This window comes from Acaricomes phytoseiuli DSM 14247 (genome assembly GCF_000376245.1).
Lineage (GTDB): Bacteria > Actinomycetota > Actinomycetes > Actinomycetales > Micrococcaceae > Renibacterium > Renibacterium phytoseiuli.
The window spans coordinates 22,397-43,518 of record NZ_AQXM01000046.1; the positions used below are offsets into that span (position 1 = coordinate 22,397).

A 21,122-nucleotide genomic window follows, 5' to 3' on the forward strand; every position below is an offset into this window, starting at 1 on the left:
ATACGCTGTCGAGTTGAACAGAGTGTTGCCGGTGTGCGCGGGGTAGTGTCGTTTCGTAAGCTGCGAAGAAGCGGCTGGTAACTGTGATGGAGGCTTCATCCCATGTCGGACTCGTCGGGTCGAACTCGTGCTGTGCTATCGGAAGATTCAGGAAAGAGCGGAGATCCGGGTACCAGCAGCAATGCCGGCACCCTGCTCAATGATGAGACAGCCGATCGGTTCATCACCGATTACTACCAGCACATCGCGGAAGAGGATCGTGCCAAATACGATCCGGCGACTCTGCGCAATCGGGCGCTGACCCATTATCAGCTGGCGCAGAGCCGGCAGCCCGGTGAGGCGAAGATCGCCCTGGCCAATGAGTACGACGCTCCGCGGCAACTCAGCGAGACCATCGTCTACGTGGTTACCGACGATATGCCGTTCCTGGTGGACTCGCTGACCGCGGAGATCGTCCGGCAGAAAGCTGCGATCACACTTGTCGTGCACCCGATGTTCGTGGTCAGCAGAGAACGCGATGACCACGAACTGGTCAAAGTGGACCGGGTGCCGGCTTATCTGGGTGTCGCCAGTGGAGACACCGCGGCTATGCCCGACCTTTCTGCCCTGATCGCCCCCGATCATCAGAGCTCGCATATGGAGTCCTGGATCGCCATCGAGCTGGGCCAGATTGATGAAGCGGGCCGGGCCCGCTTGCTCGAAGGTCTTCAGCGCGTTCTCGAGGACGTCCGGGCCGCGGTCGAAGACTGGCAGCCGATGCGGCAGAAAGCCCTGCAGGCCATCACCGAGCTCAGCACAGTACCGGAGGGTCAGAAGATCGGTGATCTCGCCGAAGCCGAGGAATTGTTGCGCTGGGTGGACCAGGACAACTTCACCTTTCTCGGTTACCGCGAATACAGCCTCGTGGACGAAGCCGGAGAGGATGTCCTCGCGGTCCAGGAAGGCAGCGGCCTCGGACTCCTGCGAGACCGGGAAACCGGCGCTGAGGTCCGGCATCTCACGGAGGCGGGCCAGCGCAAAGCCAGGGAGAAACGAGCCCTGGTCATCAACAAAGCGAACTCCCGCTCTACTGTGCATCGGCCCGGTTATCTGGACTACATCGGCATCAAGACCTTTGATGCCGCCGGTAACGTCAGCGGAGAGAAACGCTTCCTAGGCCTTTTCGCCTCCACCGTTTATCACGTCTCTGCCCGTACTATCCCGGTCATCCGGACAAAGATAGAAGAAGTCCTGCGGCATTTCGGCTTCCCTCCGGATTCGCACTCCGGCAAGGATCTGCTGAGCGTTTTGGAAGCCTACCCCCGGGATGAGCTCTTCCAGATCGATGTGCCGGATCTGATCGCCGCCGCCGACGGCATCATGCGTCTTCAGGAACGGCGCCGCACCAGGCTCTTCTTGCGCCCGGACATCTACGGCCGCTTTATGTCGGCTCTGGTTTACATTCCCCGGGACCGGTACACCACCGATGTCAGGCGGCGCATCGAGGCTGAGCTGATCAGGACTTTCGATGCGGTGGGAATCGATTTTGAATCGCGGATGAGTGAATCGGCACTGGCACGGCTTTTCTTCCGGATCCGCCTGGCACCAGAATCCGATACCACCGCTGTGGATGCTCAGGCTCTGGAGCGCCGGCTCATGCGTGTGGCCCGCTCCTGGGCGGAAGGTCTCAACGAGGCCTTGGCACAGTCCGTACTGGCGGATTCCGCGCAGGACTTGGGAACGACGTGGGCCGAGGCGTTCCCCGCCAGCTATCGGGTCGATTTCGAAGTCGAAGACGCTATCGAGGACATCCGCAGATTCGAAGCGCATCACGCAGCGCAGAGTTCAAGGCAGAGCTCAAGCGAGGATGAAGGTTCTGCTGAGGACCAGGAAAGCCTGGAGCAGGAGAGCCAGGGCCAGGAGAGCCAGGGTCGGCAAGTAGCTGCCCGGCAGCCTGGGGTCAAGATCTACTTGCCAGCAGCCAGCTCCGTTGCCGGGGGCGCGGAAGGCGAGGGAAGCAACGGCCATGAACTGCACGAAGACGCCAGGCTCAAGCTCTATCTCACCGAACCGCAGAGCCTGAGTCAGATCCTGCCGTTCTTCCATCATCTAGGGCTCGAAGTCTTGGACGAGCGGCCCTTCGCCGTCACTCCCGCTGACGGCCGCGAATTCTTCCTCTACGACTTAGGGTTGAAATACCCGCAAGGTGTCGATCCGCTGGCGACAAGTGAGCTGCTGAGCGAAGCCTTCGGCGCGGCGATGGTCGGCGCGAGCGAATCCGATTCCTTCGATCGTCTGGTTCTGGGTGAAGGCCTGCGCTGGCGGCAGGTCATGATCTTGCGAGGTTACGCCAAATACCTGCGTCAGATGGGCAATGCGAACTCCTACGAATTCGTCTCCGATACCCTGTTGGCGAATCCGGTGGTGGCGCGATCCCTGGTAGCGCTTTTCGAGGCCAGCTTCGACCCCGACCTCGATGAGACGGAGCGCGGCCAGCGGATAGACGAAGCCAGAGCTAGCCTCGATGAGGGCCTGGAGCAGGTAGCGACTCTGGACGCGGATCGCTTGCTGCGGACCATAGCCCAGCTGATCGAGGCCACCTTGCGCACGAATTATTTCCAGGAGAAGCCTTACTTATCGGTCAAGTTCCGGCCCACCGCCATCGAAGGCCTGCCTTCGCCCAGACCTTTCGCAGAATTTTGGGTCTATTCGCCCAGGGTCGAAGGCGTGCATCTGCGCTTTGGGGAAGTCGCCCGGGGCGGTTTGCGCTGGTCTGATCGGCGCGAGGACTTTCGCACGGAGATCCTGGGCCTGGTCAAAGCCCAGATCGTCAAGAACGCCGTGATCGTACCGACCGGTGCTAAAGGAGGTTTCTTCGCTAAGCGCCTACCGGATCCGAGTGCTGATCGCGCCGCCTGGCTGGCCGAAGGCACGGAAAGCTACCGCACGTTCATCAGGGGTATGCTTGATCTCAGCGATAACGTCACGCTCACCGACAACGGTGAGGAGATCATACCTCCGGATCGAGTGGTCCGATACGACGGCGATGACAGTTATCTGGTGGTGGCCGCTGATAAGGGCACCGCGGCTTTCTCGGATATCGCTAATGGGATCTCCGCTGATTATGGTTTCTGGCTCGGCGACGCCTTCGCCTCCGGTGGCTCAGTCGGCTACGACCATAAAGCCATGGGCATCACCGCCCGGGGCGCGTGGGAATCGGTCAAACAGCATTTCAGCGAATTCGGCCTGGATACCCAGAGCGAGGAATTCACCGTGGCCGGAATCGGCGATATGTCCGGTGATGTCTTCGGCAACGCTATGTTGCTCTCCGAGCACATTCAGCTGGTCGCGGCTTTCGATCACCGTCATATCTTCCTGGACCCCGAGCCGGATGCTGCTGCTTCCTATGCCGAACGGGGCAGGCTTTTCGGACTGCCTCGGTCTTCCTGGGCAGATTATGATGACGATCTGATCAGTGAAGGCGGCGGAGTGTTCGCCCGTAACGTCAAATCCATACCGATTTCCGAACCGGTCCGGCGAGCCCTTGATCTGCCGGAGGGGACCGACGCGATGAGCCCTCCGGAGGTGCTCCGGGCGATTCTGCTTGCACCCGTGGACTTGTTGTACAACGGTGGCATCGGAACCTACGTCAAAGCCAGCGCGGAGCGGAATTCCGAGGTCGGGGACCGGGCTAATGACGCGATTCGGGTGGATGGTCGGGACCTGAGAGCCAAAGTCGTCGGCGAGGGCGGAAATCTGGGCCTGACCCAGCGGGGCCGGGTCGAGGCCGCACTGCACGGGGTCATCCTCAATAGCGATGCCATCGACAATTCCGCCGGCGTGGATTGCTCGGACCATGAAGTGAACATCAAGATCTTCGTGGACCGGATGGTCGCGGCAGGCGCTCTCGCGGAGTCGGACCGGGCCGCCTTCCTCGCTGAAATGACGGATGAAGTGGCACGGCTGGTACTCGCCGATAACATCGAGCAGAACGTGATGCTGCTCAGTGACCGGGCCCGGGTGGTCGAATGGAACCCCAGCTATGAGCGCTTTATGGACTGGCTCGAGGAACACGCTGAGCTGGATCGTCAGCTCGAGGCGCTGCCGAGCAGTCAACAGCTGCGGGAGCGCTTGGAAAGAGGGCAGGGGCTGACCTCTCCAGAGCTGTCGGTCCTTGCCGCATACGCCAAGATCGAATTGACGAAAGCGCTCCGGGACAGCGACCTCTCCGAGGATCCGTGGTTCGCGAAGACCCTGCGGAGCTATTTCCCGAAGCAGCTGGTCGAGCGTTTCGACGCAGAGCTCGATTCGCACCCGCTGCGCCGTGAGATCATCGCCACGGTGATCGCCAATGACATCATCAACATCGGCGGGATCACCTTCGCGTTCCGAGCGATGGAGGAGACCAACGCGGGTGAGGACGCTATCGCCAAGGCCTTCGTCGCGATCAAGGAGATCTTCGATGTCGATGAGATCCTCGGGGATCTCGCAGCGCTGCCTCCGGCGTTCCCGAGCGAGCACCGGACCGCAGTGCACCTCGATCTCCGCCGGTTGCTGGACCGGGCTACCCGCTGGTTCCTGAACCATTCGGAGACAGCCCGCCCGCTCTCGGAAGTGGTGGCCGAATACGGGCCGGTGGTCAAGAAGCTGAGAAAGCGCCTGCTCGACTACCTACACGGTGTGGACCGGGAACGAGTCACGTCTGCATACCAGCGGGCACTGAGCTGGGGCATGCCGGAGTCGCTGAGCCTTCGCTGGTCAGAGCTGTTCGAAATCTTCGCCTTCCTCGAAATCGCCAGGATCAGCGGCCGCGTGCAGGAGCCGGTGGAGAAGATCGCCGAGGCTTATTACCTGATTTTCTCCCACTTCGGCGTGGATGGCCTGCTCGACCGGATTTCAGCGCTACCGCGTCGGGATCGTTGGCAGGCACTGGCCCGGGCCGCTCTGCGGGACGACCTCTACGCGACTGTTTCCGATATCACTGTTGCTATTCTGGGGAGCACCGACCCGGAACTGCCCGCAGCGCAGCGGCTAGAGGCTTGGATCGAACTGAACCAGGAGCCGCTGGAGCGGGCGAAGTCGATGTTCGAGGAAGTCGAACAGCGTGAACAGGACGATATGGCATCCTTGTCGGTGGCGTTGAGACTTCTGCGCTCCATCGTCCGACGCTGATCCCAGGCTGAGGAACTTTTACTGATGGCAATGTTCACCGATCAGATTCAGGAGCACGCGGACTTCGGCCCCGGCGACGCGGAGTGGCTGCATCTACTGGTGGGGGACTGGCAGCTCATCGCGGATCTGGCCTTCGCGGACCTGGCGTTGTGGTTCCCGGAACAGCACGAAGGCGATCAAGGGTTCATCGCTCTTGCCCATGTACGTCCGTCTACGATGCATACGGTGTTCCACAAGGACTTCGTCGGGGAGAAGCTGCGCGGCGATTTGCTTCCGCTCGTACAACGCGCCTGGCAGAGTCAGTCCATTGAGCGGTCTGCCGAAGCCGCCTGGAGCGATGAAACCGCTATTCGAGTCGATGCGGTGCCCATGGTGCGCAACGGCCGTACGCTAGCGGTCGTCACAGCTCACCTGGACGTCTCTTCGTCCCGTTTGCCCTCACGGCTTGAGCTCGTCTATCGGCAGAGCGCCTATGATCTGCTGCGGATGGGCACCCTGGGCTTATGGCCGGACTTCGCGACGCCCACAGGTTCGCGCCGCGGGGCCCCTCGTGTGGGTGATGGATTCATCCGCCTCGACGCCGACGGGGTCGTCCAGTACGCCAGTCCCAACGGTGTTTCAGCTTTCCGCCGGATCGGCGGCGTGGAATCCTTGGAGGGTCGCTCCCTCGCCGAGGTCACCGCGGGGTTGCTGCAGGGACGCCAGGTCGTCGATGAGACGCTGCCGCTCGTGGTGAACGGAAGGATGCCCTGGCGGGCCGAAGTCGAATCGCACGGGGTCAGCCTGAGCCTGCGCGCTATTCCGCTGCGGAATACCACCGCGCGCTTCGGAGCCATCGTGCTCTGCCGCGATGTCACGGAGCTGCGCCGCCGGGAACAAGAACTGGTTACGAAAGATGCAACCATCCGGGAGATCCATCACCGGGTCAAGAACAACCTGCAGACGGTCGCTGCGCTGCTGCGCCTGCAGTCTCGCCGTATGCACTCGAGTGAAGGGCGGCTAGGGCTGGAGCAGGCCATGCGCAGGGTGGCCACTATCGCCATGGTTCACGAAACGTTGTCCCAGGGGCTGAACCAGAACGTCGATTTCGATGAAGTGATCGGCAGGCAGTTTCGGTTAGCGGCGGAGGTCGCTACACCGGAGCAGGAGATCAGAACCGAACGCGAAGGCGAGTTCGGGGATCTGCCCAGCGATCTGGCCACGCCTTTGGCTCTTGTCATCAACGAGCTTGTGACCAACGCTGTTGAACACGGACTTGAGGAACGCGGTGGTACTGTTCGGTTGATAGCCCGTCGAGAGCCTCACCGGCCGCTCAACGGCGATAGCAAGTCTGCATCACCCGAGATCTCGGGTGAGCTGTTGCGGGTCACTGTGGAGGACGACGGCGTGGGGCTTCCCACTGAGCAGCAGTCGGGGGAGCAGCTCCTCGCAGGTTTGGGGCTGCAGATCGTGCGTACTCTGGTGACGAGCGAACTCGGTGGCGTGATCAGATGGTCACCGCGAGAGGGCGGTGGCACCTCCGTGGAAGTCGAGGTGCCGCTATCGTGAAAAGATGTGAAGAGGTTTAGATTCTTTACTTCAACATGACTATGCCCGCTGCATATTATGCAGCGGGCATAGTCAATAGCTCAGCTGTTGAGCTGGCCAGTTATTCAGCCGGCTAACTCATCAGCTGGCCCGGCGAGCACGGGCCGCCCGCCGTTTGAGTGCACGGCGCTCGTCTTCGCTCAACCCGCCCCAGACGCCAGCATCCTGACCGGAATCAAGGGCCCACTGCAAGCAGGTATCGGTGACGTCGCAGCGGCGGCAGACGTTTTTCGCCTCTTCGATCTGCAACAGGGCCGGGCCAGTATTGCCGACCGGGAAAAAGAGTTCCGGATCTTTGTCTAAACAGGCAGCGCGACTACGCCAATCCATGCCTATCACCACTTCCTTCTAAGACTTGGCCGCATCTGAGAACTCATAAGCGACTGCACAAGAAAAGGGTCTGCACCTTGCATCCCTGCGATTCCGTGTCCAGAGTCTCGCAAATCGGCTTGAGGGCAGTCCCTTGTAGGTATTGATTAAAGGGTTTCATGTTAACTATCTGTAAACAAGGGGTGAAAGCGGAGAAATTACTATGAAATGGTGAGCGATTCGTCACAGTGAAAGCTTAAGCGCTCCCGGAATTATTCGGAACCCCCTGAACCGGCGCTTACGATGACAACCAAGCCGCGCACTCGCTTATTCCGGATGGCCTCAGGTAAAGTTCCTTTGTGTCGAACCTCGCCTATGGAACACCCTCTCCTGCTGAACACCCTGCAGATCTCAGGCCGCAGCGCCCCTGGGGGGTATGGTTCATCGTCGTGGTACTCGCCGTCGAATCAGTCGTACTTTTGGTGGCGGCGGTCTTCGCCGTCGTCAGCCTTTTCCCGGGAGAGCGGGAGGTCTTGGTCTCGGGTACTTCCCTGGCTAGCGGGATATTTCTCGTAGTTCTCTGCCTCTTATTCGGTGGCGGGCTCGCCGCGGTCTCGGCTCAACTGGCTCGGGGATTCCGCTGGACGCGTTCGGCGACTTTCGTCTGGCAACTGCTCACGGTCACGCTGATCGTTCCGGCGCTGCTCAGTGGCTATTGGCTGGCGATCCCGGCTCTGGTACCGCCGATACTGGTGTTGATCCTGCTGTTCTCGCCACGTGTCGTGGCTTTTACGATGCGGCAGGCACAGCCTCCGGCGCTTTAATGAACCGGCTCTGCCGCGGAGCAGAAAGGTGCATTCTCGGAGTACACGCTGCGACAGAAGCCGCTGAGCGGAGCCGTGTCAGGTACCCTTGATACTGGCCGGAACACGCTCGTTGAGTTCCGTGGTGCCGCTTGTCCGCTGTTCTGAAGCATTCGGGAGATATTGAGTGAACGCTGATCTAGTTGTTGTAGGTTCAGGCTTCTTCGGCTTGACCATCGCGGAGCGAGCGGCTCGGGAACTGGGCCTGAAGGTCGTCGTCTTGGACCGACGGCACCATATCGGCGGCAATGCCTACAGCGAGAACGAGGCGCAGACCGGGATCGAAGTGCACCGGTATGGTGCGCATCTGTTCCATACTTCCAATGAGAAAGTCTGGGAGTACGTCAACCGTTTCACCAGCTTCACGAACTACCAGCACAAGGTCTACACCACGCATCGAGGCGAGGTGTACCCGATGCCAATCAACCTCGGCACCATCAATCAGTTCTTCCGCTCCTCATATGGCCCGGCGGAAGCCAGGGCCGTGATCCAGGAGCAGGCTGGGGAGCTTGCCGGAACCGACCCGCAGAACCTCAACGACAAAGGCATACAGCTTATCGGCCGCCCGCTCTACGAGGCCTTCATCAAGTACTACACCGGGAAGCAGTGGCAGACCGACCCCAAAGACTTGCCCGCGTCGATCATCTCCCGCTTGCCGGTGCGCTACACCTATGACAACCGCTACTTCAATGACACTTACGAGGGTCTTCCGGTTGATGGTTACACCGCCTGGATCGAACGGATGGCGGATCACCCGAACATCACGGTGCAGCTCAACACCGACTTCTTCGACGACGGGGAATTCGGGCGCTCCGCGGTACGCGGCCAGATTCCGGTGATTTATACCGGACCGGTGGACAAGTACTTCGATTATGTCGAGGGCGATCTTTCCTGGCGGACTATCGACCTTGAGGAAGAAGTGCTGCCCATCGAGGACTTCCAGGGCTGCTCGGTGATGAATTACCCGGATGAGGACGTGCCGTACACCAGGATTCACGAGTTCCGGCATTTCCACCCGGAGCGGGATTACACGAAAGACGCCACCGTGATCATGCGAGAGTTCTCCCGCTTCGCGGAAAAAGGCGATGAGCCCTATTACCCGGTGAATACCGCAGAGGATCGCCGTAAGCTTCTGGCTTACCGGGATCTGGCTAAGGCCGAGCCCGCGATGCTCTTCGGTGGTCGTCTGGGAACCTATAAGTATCTGGATATGCACATGGCGATCGGCTCGGCGCTCACTATGTTCGAGAACACGATCAAACCGCACTTCAGCGGTGGTGCCAAACTGCAGAGTGGTGGAGTGGACGCATGAGCGCAAAAGCTGCGCAGCAGGATCGTAGTTTGCTCGAAGAGGGGTATCTGACTCTGCAGCGGGTCATTATGCCCGAGCAGACACAGATGGACACTGCTCAGCTTTACGTCGACACCAGTACCGCAACTTCGGCTCCACTCAGCACGATGAATGGCCAGAAGCAGGACAGCAAGAGCGATACGGTTCCTGTGAGCTGCAACAACAACGGCCAGGAAGTTCATGTCGAGGCTTTCCTTTCGCGGACTTCCGTAAAAGTCCGGCCCAGTACAAAACTATCTTTTAGTACCTACTTCAACGCCTTTCCAGCGAGTTATTGGCGTCGCTGGACCGTTGTTGAGACGGTCCGGCTGAGCTTGCAGACATCTGGTATTGGCTCGGTGATGGTCTATAAATCAAATGCACGCGGGTCCTTGCAGAGAGTGGCTTCACGCAGAGTCTCCGGAGGGCAGATTTCCGTCTTCGACCTTTCACTTGCGCCTTTCGGTGACGGCGGCTGGTACTGGTTCGACCTTGTGGCCGGTGAAGACGAGTTAGTACTCGAAGAGGCTCAATGGCAGGCTCAGACAGACCGCAAGATCACGGGCACCGTAACGCTGGAAATCACTACGCTCAATAAAACTGACTTCTGCCTCAATAATTTACGGGTGCTCGGCAACTCGCCTGAAGCCCTTGAACACGTTGCCGAAGTGATCCTAGTCGACCAAGGTACTCAGAAAGTCGCTCAGGCAGATGGCTTCGCGGAGGCTGCCAAAGGCTTGGGCGGTAAGCTGCGGATTATTGATCAAGATAACCTGGGCGGTTCAGGTGGGTTCTCTCGGGGGATGTTCGAGGCCGTAGAGACTGGTAGCGACTATGCATTATTGCTTGACGATGACGTCAGTGTTGAGCCGGAGAGCGTCAACCGATTATTGACTTTCGCAGAGCTTTGCAAACGGCCGACTATCGTCGGTGGGCATATGTTCGATCTTTACAACCGCACCGTGCTGCACACTTTCGGTGAAGTTGTGAATCCGTATCGGATTCAGCCGGATTTGCCGAGTGAAGATGCGACTCTCGGCCATGATTTCGCACTGAGCAACTTGAGGCAGACTCCGTGGCTGCATCGGCGGACCGATGTCGATTATAACGGCTGGTGGATGTGCTTGATCCCGACCTCCATCATCCGTGAAATCGGTTTATCTCTGCCTATTTTCATTAAATGGGATGACGCCGAGTACGGTCTTCGCGCCAAAGCACGCGGCTATTCCACGGTTTCGCTTCCGGGAGCTGCCGTTTGGCATGTCTCCTGGGTGGACAAAGACGACTTAGTTGGTTGGCAGGCCTACTTCCATGCTCGGAATCGGCTCATCACGGCACTATTGCACAGTCCTTATGAGCGTGGTGGGAGGGTCGTCCGGGAGTCCTTCCAATTAGATATCAAGCATCTGATCTCAATGCAGTACTACACTGCCAAGGGCCGGATCATGGCGCTCCAGGACCTTATTGCCGGGCCCCAAGCGCTTTTTGGTTTACTTGCTACCAAGTTACCGGAGATCCGGAGCATGGCGAATGAATTCTCTGATTCGCAATTCAAACCGGAGGTGGAGGACTTCCCTGCACCGGGACTGGATAGGCCGCCGAAGAAAGGCCGTGGGTTCACGATGCCCAGCTATGCGCAGCTGCTCCCGTGGACCGCACGTACTGTTGTCCGGCAGCTTGTTGAACCGGTCAAGCCGACGAGTCAAGAAAAGCCACAGACTCTAGTTCCACACCAAGATAATAAGTGGTGGAGGCTATCCCAATACGACAGTGCCCTTGTATCAAATGCAGAAGGAACTGCTATCTCTTGGTATAAACGGGATCCGAAACAACTGCGTAAAGTATTGGGAGAAGCAGTGGAGCTGCATACCCGAATCTTGCGGAATTGGTCGCAGCTTCGGGAGATTTATCGTGAGCAGATACCGGATCTTGTTTCCATCGAATCGTGGCGAAAGATCTTTGAGGAACATACTCAGAGCGACGGACGATGACTACTGAGAATCTCAGCCAACCTGGTATCGGCAGGGGTCTTCGTGATGTGCTGCGTTCACGTTTTCTGCTCAAACTTCTTGTGCGCAAAGAGCTCAAGGTCCGTTATCGAGGCTCAGTTCTCGGACTAGTCTGGTCTTACATCAAGCCCGGTGTGCAGTTCCTGGTCTTTTATATTGCACTGGGTGTCTTCTTAGGGTTGGAGCGGTCGCCACGGAATCCTGAGGGGCTCCATAATTACGCGATTTACTTGTTCTCCGGGATCATCTTGGTGAATTTCTTCACCGAAGCACTAGGCAATGCGGCGCGCTCTATCGTGGGTAACGGCGGTCTGATCAAGAAAATCTATCTGCCACGCGAATTGTTTCCAGTCGCTTCGGTCTGGGTTTCCGCGGTTCATTTCTTGCCGCAGCTGGTCATCTTGTTGGGAGCTTGCTTGATTGTCGGCTGGCCGCCGACGGCAATTCAGCTACTGGCCGCGGTGATGGGCTTTCTGATCGTGGCTATTCTGGCCACCGGTTTGGGCCTGCTATTTGGTGCTGCGAATGTATACTTCCGGGATTCCGAAAATTTCGTTGACATGCTACTTATGGTGGCTACCTGGATATCACCCGTGCTCTACCCAATTCAGACAGTTTTCACCAGGGCCCAGGAAGCCGGGGTTATCGGACAAGTTCTCTTCACTATCTATCAGGCGAATCCGATGACCGTGGCGGTAGAGGTTTTCCACGTTGCTTTTTGGAGTGCTACTAGCGGTGCGGAAAATATCGCCATGCCCAACCTGTTCTCCTTCTGGGTTCCAGTCGGGCTCGTTATTTCCTTAGCTGTGCTGTTCCTCGGTCAGCTCACATTCCGGCGGCTTGAGGGCCGTTTCGCTCAGGAACTCTGAGGGGAGTCATGACTACTGCTATTGAAGTTTCTGCTATTACTAAGCGGTTTGTGCTGCGTCATAGTCGTTCGATCAAAGAAGCTTTCGTGTGGCTGATCAAAGGACGTAAAGGCGATCTGACGGAGAGATTCAATGCGCTCTCCGATGTAACGCTCAGGGTACAAGAGGGGGAGGCGGTAGCACTGCTGGGCCTTAACGGTTCAGGTAAATCCACTCTACTCAAGCATATTTCCGGGGTCATGCTTCCAGACTCAGGAACTGTTGGAGTTGGTGGCAGGGTCGCCGGACTGATCGAGGTTGGTGCCGGATTTCATCATGACTTGACCGGTAGGGATAACGTTTTTCTCAATGGTGCCATTCTGGGTATGAGCGAAGAACAGATCAAAGACCGGTTCGATTCCATCGTGGAGTTCGCCGAAATCGGACAATTCATCGACACTGAGGTCAAGTTCTATTCTTCGGGAATGTACTTGCGGCTGGCCTTCTCTGTAGCCGTTCATACTGATCCGGAAATCTTCCTCGTAGATGAAATCCTGGCGGTTGGTGATGAGCCGTTCCAGAGGAAATGTATCGCTAAGATCCAGGAGCTGATCGCGGCGGGAAGAACGCTAGTAGTGGTCAGCCACGACCTGGATTTAGTATCTCGGATTTGTTTTCGTGGGGTTCTGCTGGAGCACGGGCGCATTACTTTCGACGGAAGCATCAATGACGCGGTTGCTCAGCTGCGTCAAGGTTCTTAGGTGAGTTTGCTGCCAGTAGAAGCTAGACCGAGCTGAGATATGCGGCCCGGCTTAGCTTAGCGGCAAGGCCCTCGGCTACGGTACGGATACCGAGGGGAGAAGCGTCGATAAGCGCCAATGCTTCATTCCGCCAATCAAGAATAGCTTGAGCGCCTTGATCGTAACCGGGTAAGTTCCTTAGGTTTTCAGTATTTATATTGGCTGTTCTGAGACGATCCGGGGATCGTTCGATCAACTCCACTGCGACAAAATCTGCAGGTAATGTCTTGGTGGCTTCCCCCGGAAGCAGAACTGCCTGCGGCGGCCCCATCGGAGGCTTAGTCAGCACCGGGTCGAAGCCTGAGGGCAGTCCCTGACCTCTAAAACCGAACTCTTCGATGATCTTGACCGCATTAGATTCTATGGCGTGGACTTGATACGGCGAGCCGACGGTAGTGTCGGTAGTGATGTAGAGGAAGCTTCTCTCCGGCTCGGAAGGATAATTTTCCCGAGCCTGCTGGAAAGCTTTTTCAGTCTCCGAGAGGATCTCTTGAGCTCTGTCTTCCCTGCGCAAGAGGGTAGCGATTGCGCGTGTGGAGTCTCGCCAGTGCGTGGTGCCGTTTGGGGCCAGCGGTCCGGCTGTGGGGGCTATGGCTGACAGTCTCTCATAATCGTCTTGGGTAACGTTTGAATTGACCGCGATGATGAGGTCAGGGGCTATCTCGCCCAGCCGCTCGAACGGAATTCCTTCAGCAGTGCCGAAGACCTCGGGGAAGAACCCGGAAATAGGCGACTTGATCTTCCCGAATTTCTCATAGAACCAGGGCATAACTCCGGTCGGCGCACCTGGAATAGCTCCGAAGGCTATAGGGGTGACACCAAGGTCAACACAGATAGAAGGCGAGGCAAGGCCAATAGTCACAACTTTTTGCGGAATGTAATCGATGGTCGTCGTTCCATAGAGATGAGAAATCGTTGCGGGACCAGTGGCCTGGTCCTGCTGATACGACTCTTTCGGAGCGATCGCTGAACACCCGCTGAGTGCAAGGCTAGCGCCTATGCCACCAAGCAGTGCCCGCCTGGACAGCTGGCCTCTGCTGCTCATCGGCTGCATGTTCTCCTCCGGTGTCAGATCGCTGATTCTCATAGGGCGGCGGTTCAGTCGCATGCGGTTGTCCTGAAGAGCTTGGCGTTCCCTACCGCGAGAACTTCACGTATACCGAGTTCTGGCTGGTCCTCAAGGTTTGCGGTGCCAGAGAAGTTCTCATTGACCTCACCGACAGGAACGCCAGGGAAATCTATTGCCCAATATGCTTTTTCGTCCTTGATGGCCTTGCAGACCTGGGGATTGATCTTAGCGTCTTGCCAGTGCCTTAGCAGGAGGGTCTCCTCGGCGTCCCGATCACCAAAGGCATGAGGTGCGATAGTCTTCCGATTCTCTAAAGCGTAGACAAGAGAGCCGCCTTGTATAGGTGCGGCGACGATCGTTTCATCGGGGGGCACGATCTCCGGTATCTGCTTGAGCAACTCACTCTCATCGATAGTTAATAAAGGAGAAGTCCTACTCAGTTCGAAACTGGATTGAATGTTCTGTTTGACGCGGTTGAGTGCGCCAAACTGCGATCCGGCCATGAGCAGGATCAGGAAGACCGCGAGCGTGGCATAACGTGCACGATGTTCCCCTTGGGTCCAGCGCCGTAAAGAACGAGTCATAGGAGCTCGAAGGATATGGTTGACCGCTCGGTAGAGATAACTGAAAACTGCGCTGGCGCCGAGCACGATAATCGGCAGGCTGGCAAGCGGCAACAGTGCAGCCAGGCGATATGGATCGTTGTACCAGACTCCGACGAGCAGGCTCCGCAAGCGGCCCGAACCCCATCCTGAGGCCAGCACGTAGAGGATAGCTGTTACCAAGAAGCCGCCCAGGATCCACCATCTGGTACGGAACTGTCGGATCACCACGGTCAATCCGAGCAGGAGGAGTATGGTCAGAAGCCAAGAGACGGTTTCGCCCATAGGCGCGCTGGTGAGAATTTCACCCACTGCTCTGGCATCTGTCTGAATCTGACTCCAAGGCGCTCCGCCCAGGTCCGGACGAAGAGTAAGCCATGCGCCAGTGAGAATTACTAAGTAGATCCCGGTGATGACGACCCACTTCACGCTGAGCGCCTTGGATCGGATAGCCAGAGCCTGGAAAAGCCGGTAGAACAGCATCGGAGTGGTGAGCACCAGGAGTGCCATAAGCGCGCTGGGGTGGGTCAGTGTGAGGCCTGGTACGACGGCGCAAAGACCGAGCAGGCTGCCGCGCCAGCTGCGATAACGCTCCTGAGTAACTCCGATAAATTCTGCGGCGAGACCCAAGGCGACAGGGAGTATCGCCAGCGCAGCGTGAATGGGATAAAGGACCCCCCAGGTCATGGACAAGTAGGGGAAGGCGCTGAATCCACCGGCTAACGCCAGGGTAATCGTCAGATAACGTGTCTGTGGTCCGCAGAAGCGCGAGATCATAAAAGCGCACGACAGGGGCCAGATCACCGCTGCTGTGAAGATGTTGACGAAGTTAAGGGCCGCGTTCACGCTTTGGCCCGAGAGCTGTACGAAGAGCGCCGCGCCATCGTGGAACCCTGCCGGGTAGAATCCGCGTGATGCCTCGGTGAGATTCCCGATTGTCAGTGATGAACCGTTGCCGGTATCGACGATGTATTTGACCGCATTGAGGTGATAAATGTTGTCAAAGGTTTGGGAGATCGCCTGCGGAGACCCGATGCTAGTAGCGTAATTTGCCGCGATAATCAGTGCGACAGCGATGAAGGTGCCAGAAATAGCTATGAACTGGGCCCACTGAATTTTCTTTGTCGGGGGCAGCGAACGCGTAATGAGTAGGTTGCTCGGCTGAGCCAAGGATTTGAAGGCCGTGGAAGCGGATTGTTTTTCGCCGGCTGATAGCACCCGGAAGCTCCAGAGCCAGCGAGTGAGCAGAACCAGCACCGCCGTTATCACGGTAATGATGGCAACGGCCGCGGGCGTGAAGGGGAGATTCACGAATCCGAGCACGATTGCGCTACCGGAGATAAGAGTGATTGAGACGGGTGCCGCTAGGAGGAGATTGAGACCTCTGATGCCTGCGCACCAGAGGATGACGAGGCCGGGGATGAAATAGACCAGAATCAGTGCCGGAAGCGAGAAGAGCAGCTGAAACCATTCCATCTAGACAGAACTCCTGGAGTCGTTGGCAGGCGATGAGAGAACCCAATGCCCTCTTCTAATCGGCTAATCCTCCGCTTATCTGAGGCTTTAGATGCTCAGCTGGCGAAGAAGCTCCGGCCTGCTGCCTTGGACCACCTCGGGTTTTAGCGGAATCGCAGTGACAGGTAGTCGCGCCTTGGCCGTTTCCTTACCTTGAACACTCTACCCGACAGATTCGGAGAAGCCTAAGACCTCACTTTGACCCCGTTTTGTAAAGGCGGATTCTGCGGTGTTGCATTGCACGAAGCTGAGGCTTGGCGTTGATACACTGGGGCATCATGAGCCAGTCGAGCAAGCCGGATACCCTAATCATCGTCCCGGCTTGGAATGAAGCTGAGGCGATTGGAAACACCATTCGGGAGATTCTGGAAATCGCTCCGCAATACGATGTTTTGGTCGTGGATGATGGGTCCCATGACGGCACCCCGCAGATCGCCCGAAACGCCGGAGCCAGAGTGGTCGTATTGCCATTCAATCTCGGAGTCGGCGGCGCTATGCGGACCGGTTTCAACTACGCGCTGAGGCACGGATACTCTTCCGCAATACAAGTTGATGCCGACGGCCAGCATGACCCTAGAGATATTGCACGGGTTCTGGGGGGTCTCCAGGAAGCGGATATTTCTATCGGAGCCCGTTTCGCCGGTCGAGGGAACTATTCTGCACGAGGCCCTCGGCGTTGGGCCATGATCGTCCTATCCAAGGTGATCTCCTGGGTGGCAAGAACCAAGCTCACTGATGTTACTTCTGGCTTCCGAGCTGCTAATCAGCGGGCTATGCGGCAATATATGGAGCATTTCCCCACTGAATATCTTGGCGATACGATCGACTCCCTGGTCGTCGCTATGAAGTCCGGTTGCAAGGTTGTCCAGGTTCCCGTGGAGATGCGTCAGCGGCAAGCAGGGAGTCCCAGTCACAGCCCCTTTAAAGCGATGATCTATCTGGCTCGCTCCGGGTTGGTGCTCTGTTTTGCGTTAGCCCGTAAGCGTTCTGCCACCTACGACGAACCGGCGGGTATCGAGACCCCGTACCGGACGGAAGGCCTGTCGTCATGAGTATCGCGGTATTCCTAGTGATTTCTTTGGTCATGATGATCGTGGTGGGTGCCTTGCTGCGTTGGGGTAAGCTTCGCGAGAAGTACGCAATATTGTGGCTCATTATCGGTGCGCTGATGCTGCTCTTGGCGTTGGTTCCGAGTTTGTTGGATTGGGCGGCTAATCTAGTCGGAGTTCAGGTACCGGTTAATCTGCTGTTTGCCTTGTCGATCGTCCTCTTAATGGGTGTTAGCCTGCATGCGGCTCGGGAACTGACGATTCTGGAAGATGAGACTCGTACCCTGGCTGAGGAAATCGCGATTCTTCGTTCTACAGTGGATCAGCTTTCGAACGAATCACAGAATGGTACCCCTCGGAATACTGCTGAAAGCGCCTTGGAGCGCAGGACCTCGGGAGAAGAAGAATGACAATCGATGTCATGCTGCCGTACTACGGCGATGTTGAAATGATGAAAGCTGCAGTTGACTCGGTCTTGACACAAGAAGACCGCGATCTGAAGCTGACGATTGTCGACGATGGATACCCTGATGATTCGCTTCCGGAGTACTTCCGGCAACTCGTCGAGTCGGACTCCAGAGTGCGGTATTACCGTAATGAAGAGAATCTGGGCGCCAACGGGAACTACAAGAAATGCCTCGGATTAGTGGAGCATGACATTGTTGTGGTGATGGGTGCTGATGACCTCATGCTTCCCAACTACACCAAGGTTATCCGAAACGCCATGGCCAACCCCGATATCAAGATCGTGCAACCCGGAGTTGCTGTGATTGATGAGAACGGTACTACTTATCGTCCTCTGGGCGATAAGGTCAAGGACCGACTCCGCCGGATGCTGGCCGGCTCTTCGAGCGAAGCCATTGTGGCAGGGGAACCGCTGGCAAAGAGCCTGATCACCGGTGACTGGTTGTATTTCCCGTCTGTGGCCTGGCGTGCTGAAGCCATACTCAAGCATGATTTCCGTGAACAATACAATGTGGTTCAGGACCTCGCTTTGGCTATGGACATCATTATGGATGGTGGCAAGATGGCGGTCGTCGAGGAGGAATGCTTCCAGTACCGCAGGCACCGGGAGTCTGATTCATCAGTCAAGGCGCTTGACGGCCGACGGTTTGCCGAAGAGCGAGCATTCTTCGACGAATGCGTCAGGGATTTCAAGCGGCTCGGCTGGGAAGACGCCGCTAAAAGTGCAAAGTTGCATCTCACCTCACGCCTTAATGCGCTCTCTCTCTTACCGAAAGTGATCACTAAGGGAATGTGGGATGGTGCGCGCCGTTTGACTCGTCACGCGGTTAAGCCTTGACGCCCGCTGAACAAGCAGGACTGCCGCTCGTTTCGGTGATCGTGCCCTTATACAATGGTGCGGGCACGGTGGAACAAGCCATCAATAGCGTCTTGAAGCAGGATTTCCCCAGGTGGGAGCTCTTGGTAATAGATGACTGTTCGTCTGATCGTGGCCCCGAACTGGTAGCGGACTTCGCCGAGCAGTCGGGTAATGAGCGGATCAGGCTTTTTCGCCAGGAATACAATCAAGGGCCTAGTGCTGCACGGAACCTGGGAATCAGGGAGATGCGGGGCGACTGTGCAGTTTTTCTGGACTGCGACGATGAGTTGCTGCCACAGGCTTTGAGCACTTTGGCGTCTCTTCTGGAACCCGATATAGATGTCGTAGCCGCCGCTCATATAGCTGTTTCCGGCGGACACCAACAGTCTCGTCCAGATCAGTGGCAAGGAAAGAACTCTGGGATAGATACGCTCAATGCGGCGCTTCAAGGAAAGACTTGGAATTACCTGCACGGCAAGCTCTATCGCCGGGAGATACTGCAGGAAATAGCTTTCCCGGATGCTCTGGTTCGTTACGAAGACTTAGTCTTTAATGTTTCAGCTTATTCTTACAGCTCGACGGTGTTATTCACAGAGGCTGAGGTTTACCTGTATCACATCCAGCAGAACTCCCTGACCTGGAGCCAGTTGCCCTCAACTGACTATATTGAGCAAACACTCGACGGTGTTCGCGATGGCATAGCTGATTCTGCTCTGGCTGAGGTGCAGCAGCGCTCATGGGATTCTCTTACGGCTTTCCTTACCGTCATGACTTACTCGGGCGGGATTTTTTCTGATAATAACGGCCACGGTAATCAACAGGTCCTAAAGTATTTGCGCCGTTCACTATCTTTTAGGCAGCTTCTGACGCTGCTGCCGGTATGGCCGCAGATGGCCATCTCTGCTATCTTGCTCAAAGTGGCCCCCTGGTTATACCGGACGATGTACCGCTGGCATGTCGGACGGACCTTTGGGATGAAGCAGACAGAGACAGCATGAGCCCTGACACGCAGCCTCAAGGAGCCGCAGCGGCCTCTCCGCAGCCATTGCGATCTAGCCAGATGAGCCCGCCGGCCCATCATCGGCTTCTCTACTTGCTGGCTGCAGTGGTCCAGGGCCTTGGGCTGCCCCTCGTCCAGCCATTTGCGATCAGGATCCTTGATGAGCATCAATGGGGCCAGGTCAGCCTCTCGTTGAGCCTGATCTCCGTAGGGTTGATAGCGCTATCCGCAGGGTTGCCACAGGCGATTAGCAGTATTTTCTTCCATGGTGCGAGCGGTCCGGCGAAAGCCAGGTCCATCAATGCCTTCGGAGTTCTAGTCAGCATATTTTTTGCGGCCCTCGCGCTGTTGATTTTCGGCGTTTTCTGGGGGAGCGGTGGTTTATTCGATGACAATCTTCCCTATCTGATCTCCATAGCGATCATCGGAATGCACGGAATCACTCAGATGGGCCTGGCATTTCTGCGTTCGGACCACCGGGCATTTTCTTTTGTCACCATTACGGTAGTGGCAACAGCTTTGGGTCACTTCTTCGGAGTTATCGCGATCACGGTTCTAGCGCCAACAGCTACTGTCTATATGACTGCTTTTGCCTTGGCAGTGGCTGCTGCTTCGGTGCTGACTGTAGTCACTAGCAAACCTCGTCATCCGTTCAGGTATCCGAGGGCGCTCCGTGGTGCCATACGAACTGCGCTACCAGTCCTGCCGCATAGTATTGCTTTGGTTCTGATGCTGCAGGGCGAGCCGTTCCTTGTGAGCGCCTTTCAAGGGGTGGCGGTGGCGGGGCTTTATAACGCCGTGCTCACCCTGGCGCTAGGTGCTCTGGCGGTCGTGATGGCTTTATCCAATGTCTGGCAAACGACGATCTTCGCGCACCGGGGCACAGACCCCCGGGGAGAGGTGCGAGCAGTCCAGCATGAGGCTGTGGGCGTCGGTATGCTGCTCGCGTTCGGTGGCAGTGGGGTGGCTGTGCTAGCAGCAGCAATCATCGCCCCCGGGGTTGATGATGAGCTTTTACGGTTGGCAAGGCTGTTCCCGCTCATCGGTTATGGGTACATCATGTTCTTGATGGCGACCACACAGCTTTTCGCTATCGCTCGGACCAAGATTATGAGCGTCGTTACCCCGGTGGTAGCTGCGCTAGCGCTTTTAGGCGCTGCTATTCCCGCTAGAGCGGGAGACTTATTCCTGACTGGTGCGGTACAAGTCGCATCGTATCTGGTGCTGGGGCTTGTTTACTGCTTCTTGGTATGGCGTATGGATCGGAACCTGCTTGATCTAGGGTTCTTACTTAAAGGCCTAGTCTTCGCTTTGGCCATAAGTCTTGCCGGGCTCTTGCTGCCCACAGATCTTACGACCAGCATTGTCACTAGTGTCCTGGTGGTTGTTGCTTCCCTAGCTGTCGCCGTTCTTTACTTGCGAGGCTTAAGGCGCAGAGAAGCGCAGCGTCAACATTAACAGCATCAACGGGTCCAGGTCTGACCGTTCGGAGCCCACCAGATCTCGCCGCCTTGGAAGCGCTGGTAGACATTATTTCCAGAACGGATTTCTCCTGACCTGGGGTAGCCCATGGGTCCGCTTTCGTAGCCCATGGAGGCCCAGCGGTTGCGGATTCCGCCGTTAGGGCTGGGTTGGGCTCCGGTGTTAGGGGACCAGTTGATGAATC

Annotated in this window: 16 protein-coding genes; 12 read left to right on the forward strand and 4 right to left on the reverse strand. The window is 57.2% G+C overall.

Going from position 1 to position 21,122, the window contains the following annotated elements; genetic code table 11:
* Positions 1 to 102 precede the first annotated feature (102 nt).
* Positions 103 to 5,151: an NAD-glutamate dehydrogenase gene (locus C501_RS0103290; protein ID WP_018134204.1), complete on the forward strand. Its 5,049-nt coding sequence runs from the start codon at positions 103 to 105 to the stop codon at positions 5,149 to 5,151.
* 24 nt (positions 5,152 to 5,175) lie between these two features.
* Positions 5,176 to 6,699, forward strand: a complete 1,524-nt coding sequence (locus tag C501_RS0103295) for a sensor histidine kinase (RefSeq protein WP_026174562.1) — start codon at positions 5,176 to 5,178, stop codon at positions 6,697 to 6,699.
* A gap of 120 nt (positions 6,700 to 6,819) precedes the next feature.
* Here the strand turns inward: C501_RS0103295 and C501_RS0103300 are convergent, their stop codons facing one another.
* Positions 6,820 to 7,068 carry a WhiB family transcriptional regulator gene (locus C501_RS0103300; protein WP_018134206.1) on the reverse strand — a complete coding sequence of 83 codons (249 nt, stop codon included), beginning with the start codon at positions 7,066 to 7,068 and terminating at the stop codon, positions 6,820 to 6,822.
* 338 nt (positions 7,069 to 7,406) lie between these two features.
* Here C501_RS0103300 and C501_RS12370 point away from each other — a divergent pair, with 338 nt between their 5' ends.
* The 5 genes from C501_RS12370 to C501_RS0103325 all read left to right on the forward strand — a co-directional run bounded on the left by C501_RS12370 (position 7,407) and on the right by C501_RS0103325 (position 12,858).
* Entirely contained in the window at positions 7,407 to 7,871 is a 465-nt protein-coding gene (locus C501_RS12370; RefSeq protein ID WP_156807604.1) for a hypothetical protein, read from the forward strand.
* Between the two features lie 166 nt (positions 7,872 to 8,037).
* Complete coding sequence (gene glf / locus C501_RS0103310; RefSeq protein ID WP_018134208.1) at positions 8,038 to 9,222, forward strand: UDP-galactopyranose mutase; 1,185 nt, start codon at positions 8,038 to 8,040, stop codon at positions 9,220 to 9,222.
* A complete protein-coding gene (locus C501_RS0103315) occupies positions 9,219 to 11,231 on the forward strand; it encodes a glycosyltransferase (protein ID WP_018134209.1) in 2,013 nt (670 codons plus the stop codon). The genes glf and C501_RS0103315 overlap by 4 nt, the downstream gene beginning before the upstream one ends.
* Positions 11,228 to 12,118: an ABC transporter permease gene (locus C501_RS0103320; protein ID WP_018134210.1), complete on the forward strand. Its 891-nt coding sequence runs from the start codon at positions 11,228 to 11,230 to the stop codon at positions 12,116 to 12,118. The genes C501_RS0103315 and C501_RS0103320 overlap by 4 nt, the downstream gene beginning before the upstream one ends.
* An 8-nt stretch (positions 12,119 to 12,126) precedes the next feature.
* Positions 12,127 to 12,858, forward strand: a complete 732-nt coding sequence (locus tag C501_RS0103325) for an ABC transporter ATP-binding protein (protein ID WP_026174563.1) — start codon at positions 12,127 to 12,129, stop codon at positions 12,856 to 12,858.
* Positions 12,859 to 12,880: 22 nt separating this feature from the next.
* On the opposite strand, the gene C501_RS0103330 is transcribed toward C501_RS0103325, so the two are convergent.
* Positions 12,881 to 14,005, reverse strand: coding sequence for an ABC transporter substrate-binding protein (locus C501_RS0103330; RefSeq protein WP_083906523.1), 1,125 nt, complete (start codon positions 14,003 to 14,005; stop codon positions 12,881 to 12,883).
* Positions 13,996 to 16,044: a DUF6541 family protein gene (locus C501_RS0103335; protein ID WP_018134213.1), complete on the reverse strand. Its 2,049-nt coding sequence runs from the start codon at positions 16,042 to 16,044 to the stop codon at positions 13,996 to 13,998. Before C501_RS0103335 ends, C501_RS0103330 begins: the two co-directional genes overlap by 10 nt.
* 317 nt (positions 16,045 to 16,361) lie before the next feature.
* Here C501_RS0103335 and C501_RS0103340 point away from each other — a divergent pair, with 317 nt between their 5' ends.
* The 5 genes from C501_RS0103340 (at position 16,362) to C501_RS0103360 (ending at position 20,914) form a co-directional block, all read left to right on the forward strand.
* On the forward strand, positions 16,362 to 17,135 hold the full coding sequence (locus C501_RS0103340; protein ID WP_043568093.1) for a glycosyltransferase family 2 protein: 774 nt from the start codon (positions 16,362 to 16,364) through the stop codon (positions 17,133 to 17,135).
* On the forward strand, positions 17,132 to 17,542 hold the full coding sequence (locus C501_RS12375; RefSeq protein ID WP_018134215.1) for a DUF2304 domain-containing protein: 411 nt from the start codon (positions 17,132 to 17,134) through the stop codon (positions 17,540 to 17,542). The genes C501_RS0103340 and C501_RS12375 overlap by 4 nt, the downstream gene beginning before the upstream one ends.
* On the forward strand, positions 17,539 to 18,435 hold the full coding sequence (locus C501_RS0103350) for a glycosyltransferase family 2 protein (protein WP_018134216.1): 897 nt from the start codon (positions 17,539 to 17,541) through the stop codon (positions 18,433 to 18,435). Before C501_RS12375 ends, C501_RS0103350 begins: the two co-directional genes overlap by 4 nt.
* A complete protein-coding gene (locus C501_RS0103355) occupies positions 18,432 to 19,454 on the forward strand; it encodes a glycosyltransferase family 2 protein (protein ID WP_083906524.1) in 1,023 nt (340 codons plus the stop codon). The genes C501_RS0103350 and C501_RS0103355 overlap by 4 nt, the downstream gene beginning before the upstream one ends.
* A gap of 95 nt (positions 19,455 to 19,549) precedes the next feature.
* Complete coding sequence (locus C501_RS0103360) at positions 19,550 to 20,914, forward strand: lipopolysaccharide biosynthesis protein (protein ID WP_156807605.1); 1,365 nt, start codon at positions 19,550 to 19,552, stop codon at positions 20,912 to 20,914.
* A 5-nt stretch (positions 20,915 to 20,919) separates the two neighbouring features.
* Here the strand turns inward: C501_RS0103360 and C501_RS13890 are convergent.
* The coding region (locus C501_RS13890; protein ID WP_026174564.1) for an LGFP repeat-containing protein at positions 20,920 to 21,122 on the reverse strand (203 nt) is incomplete at its 5' end.

Bases quoted from the DNA above. Each gene is read 5' to 3' on its own strand.
- C501_RS0103290 (WP_018134204.1), top strand. From the start codon at position 103: ATGTCGGACTCGTCGGGTCGAACTCGTGCTGTGCTATCGGAAGATTCA.
- C501_RS0103295 (WP_026174562.1), top strand. From the start codon at position 5,176: ATGGCAATGTTCACCGATCAGATTCAGGAGCACGCGGACTTCGGCCCC.
- C501_RS0103300 (WP_018134206.1), bottom strand. From the start codon at position 7,068: ATGGATTGGCGTAGTCGCGCTGCCTGTTTAGACAAAGATCCGGAACTC.
- C501_RS0103315 (WP_018134209.1), top strand. From the start codon at position 9,219: ATGAGCGCAAAAGCTGCGCAGCAGGATCGTAGTTTGCTCGAAGAGGGG.
- C501_RS0103320 (WP_018134210.1), top strand. From the start codon at position 11,228: ATGACTACTGAGAATCTCAGCCAACCTGGTATCGGCAGGGGTCTTCGT.
- C501_RS0103325 (WP_026174563.1), top strand. From the start codon at position 12,127: ATGACTACTGCTATTGAAGTTTCTGCTATTACTAAGCGGTTTGTGCTG.
- C501_RS0103330 (WP_083906523.1), bottom strand. From the start codon at position 14,005: ATGCGACTGAACCGCCGCCCTATGAGAATCAGCGATCTGACACCGGAG.
- C501_RS0103335 (WP_018134213.1), bottom strand. From the start codon at position 16,044: ATGGAATGGTTTCAGCTGCTCTTCTCGCTTCCGGCACTGATTCTGGTC.
- C501_RS0103340 (WP_043568093.1), top strand. From the start codon at position 16,362: ATGAGCCAGTCGAGCAAGCCGGATACCCTAATCATCGTCCCGGCTTGG.
- C501_RS12375 (WP_018134215.1), top strand. From the start codon at position 17,132: ATGAGTATCGCGGTATTCCTAGTGATTTCTTTGGTCATGATGATCGTG.
- C501_RS0103350 (WP_018134216.1), top strand. From the start codon at position 17,539: ATGACAATCGATGTCATGCTGCCGTACTACGGCGATGTTGAAATGATG.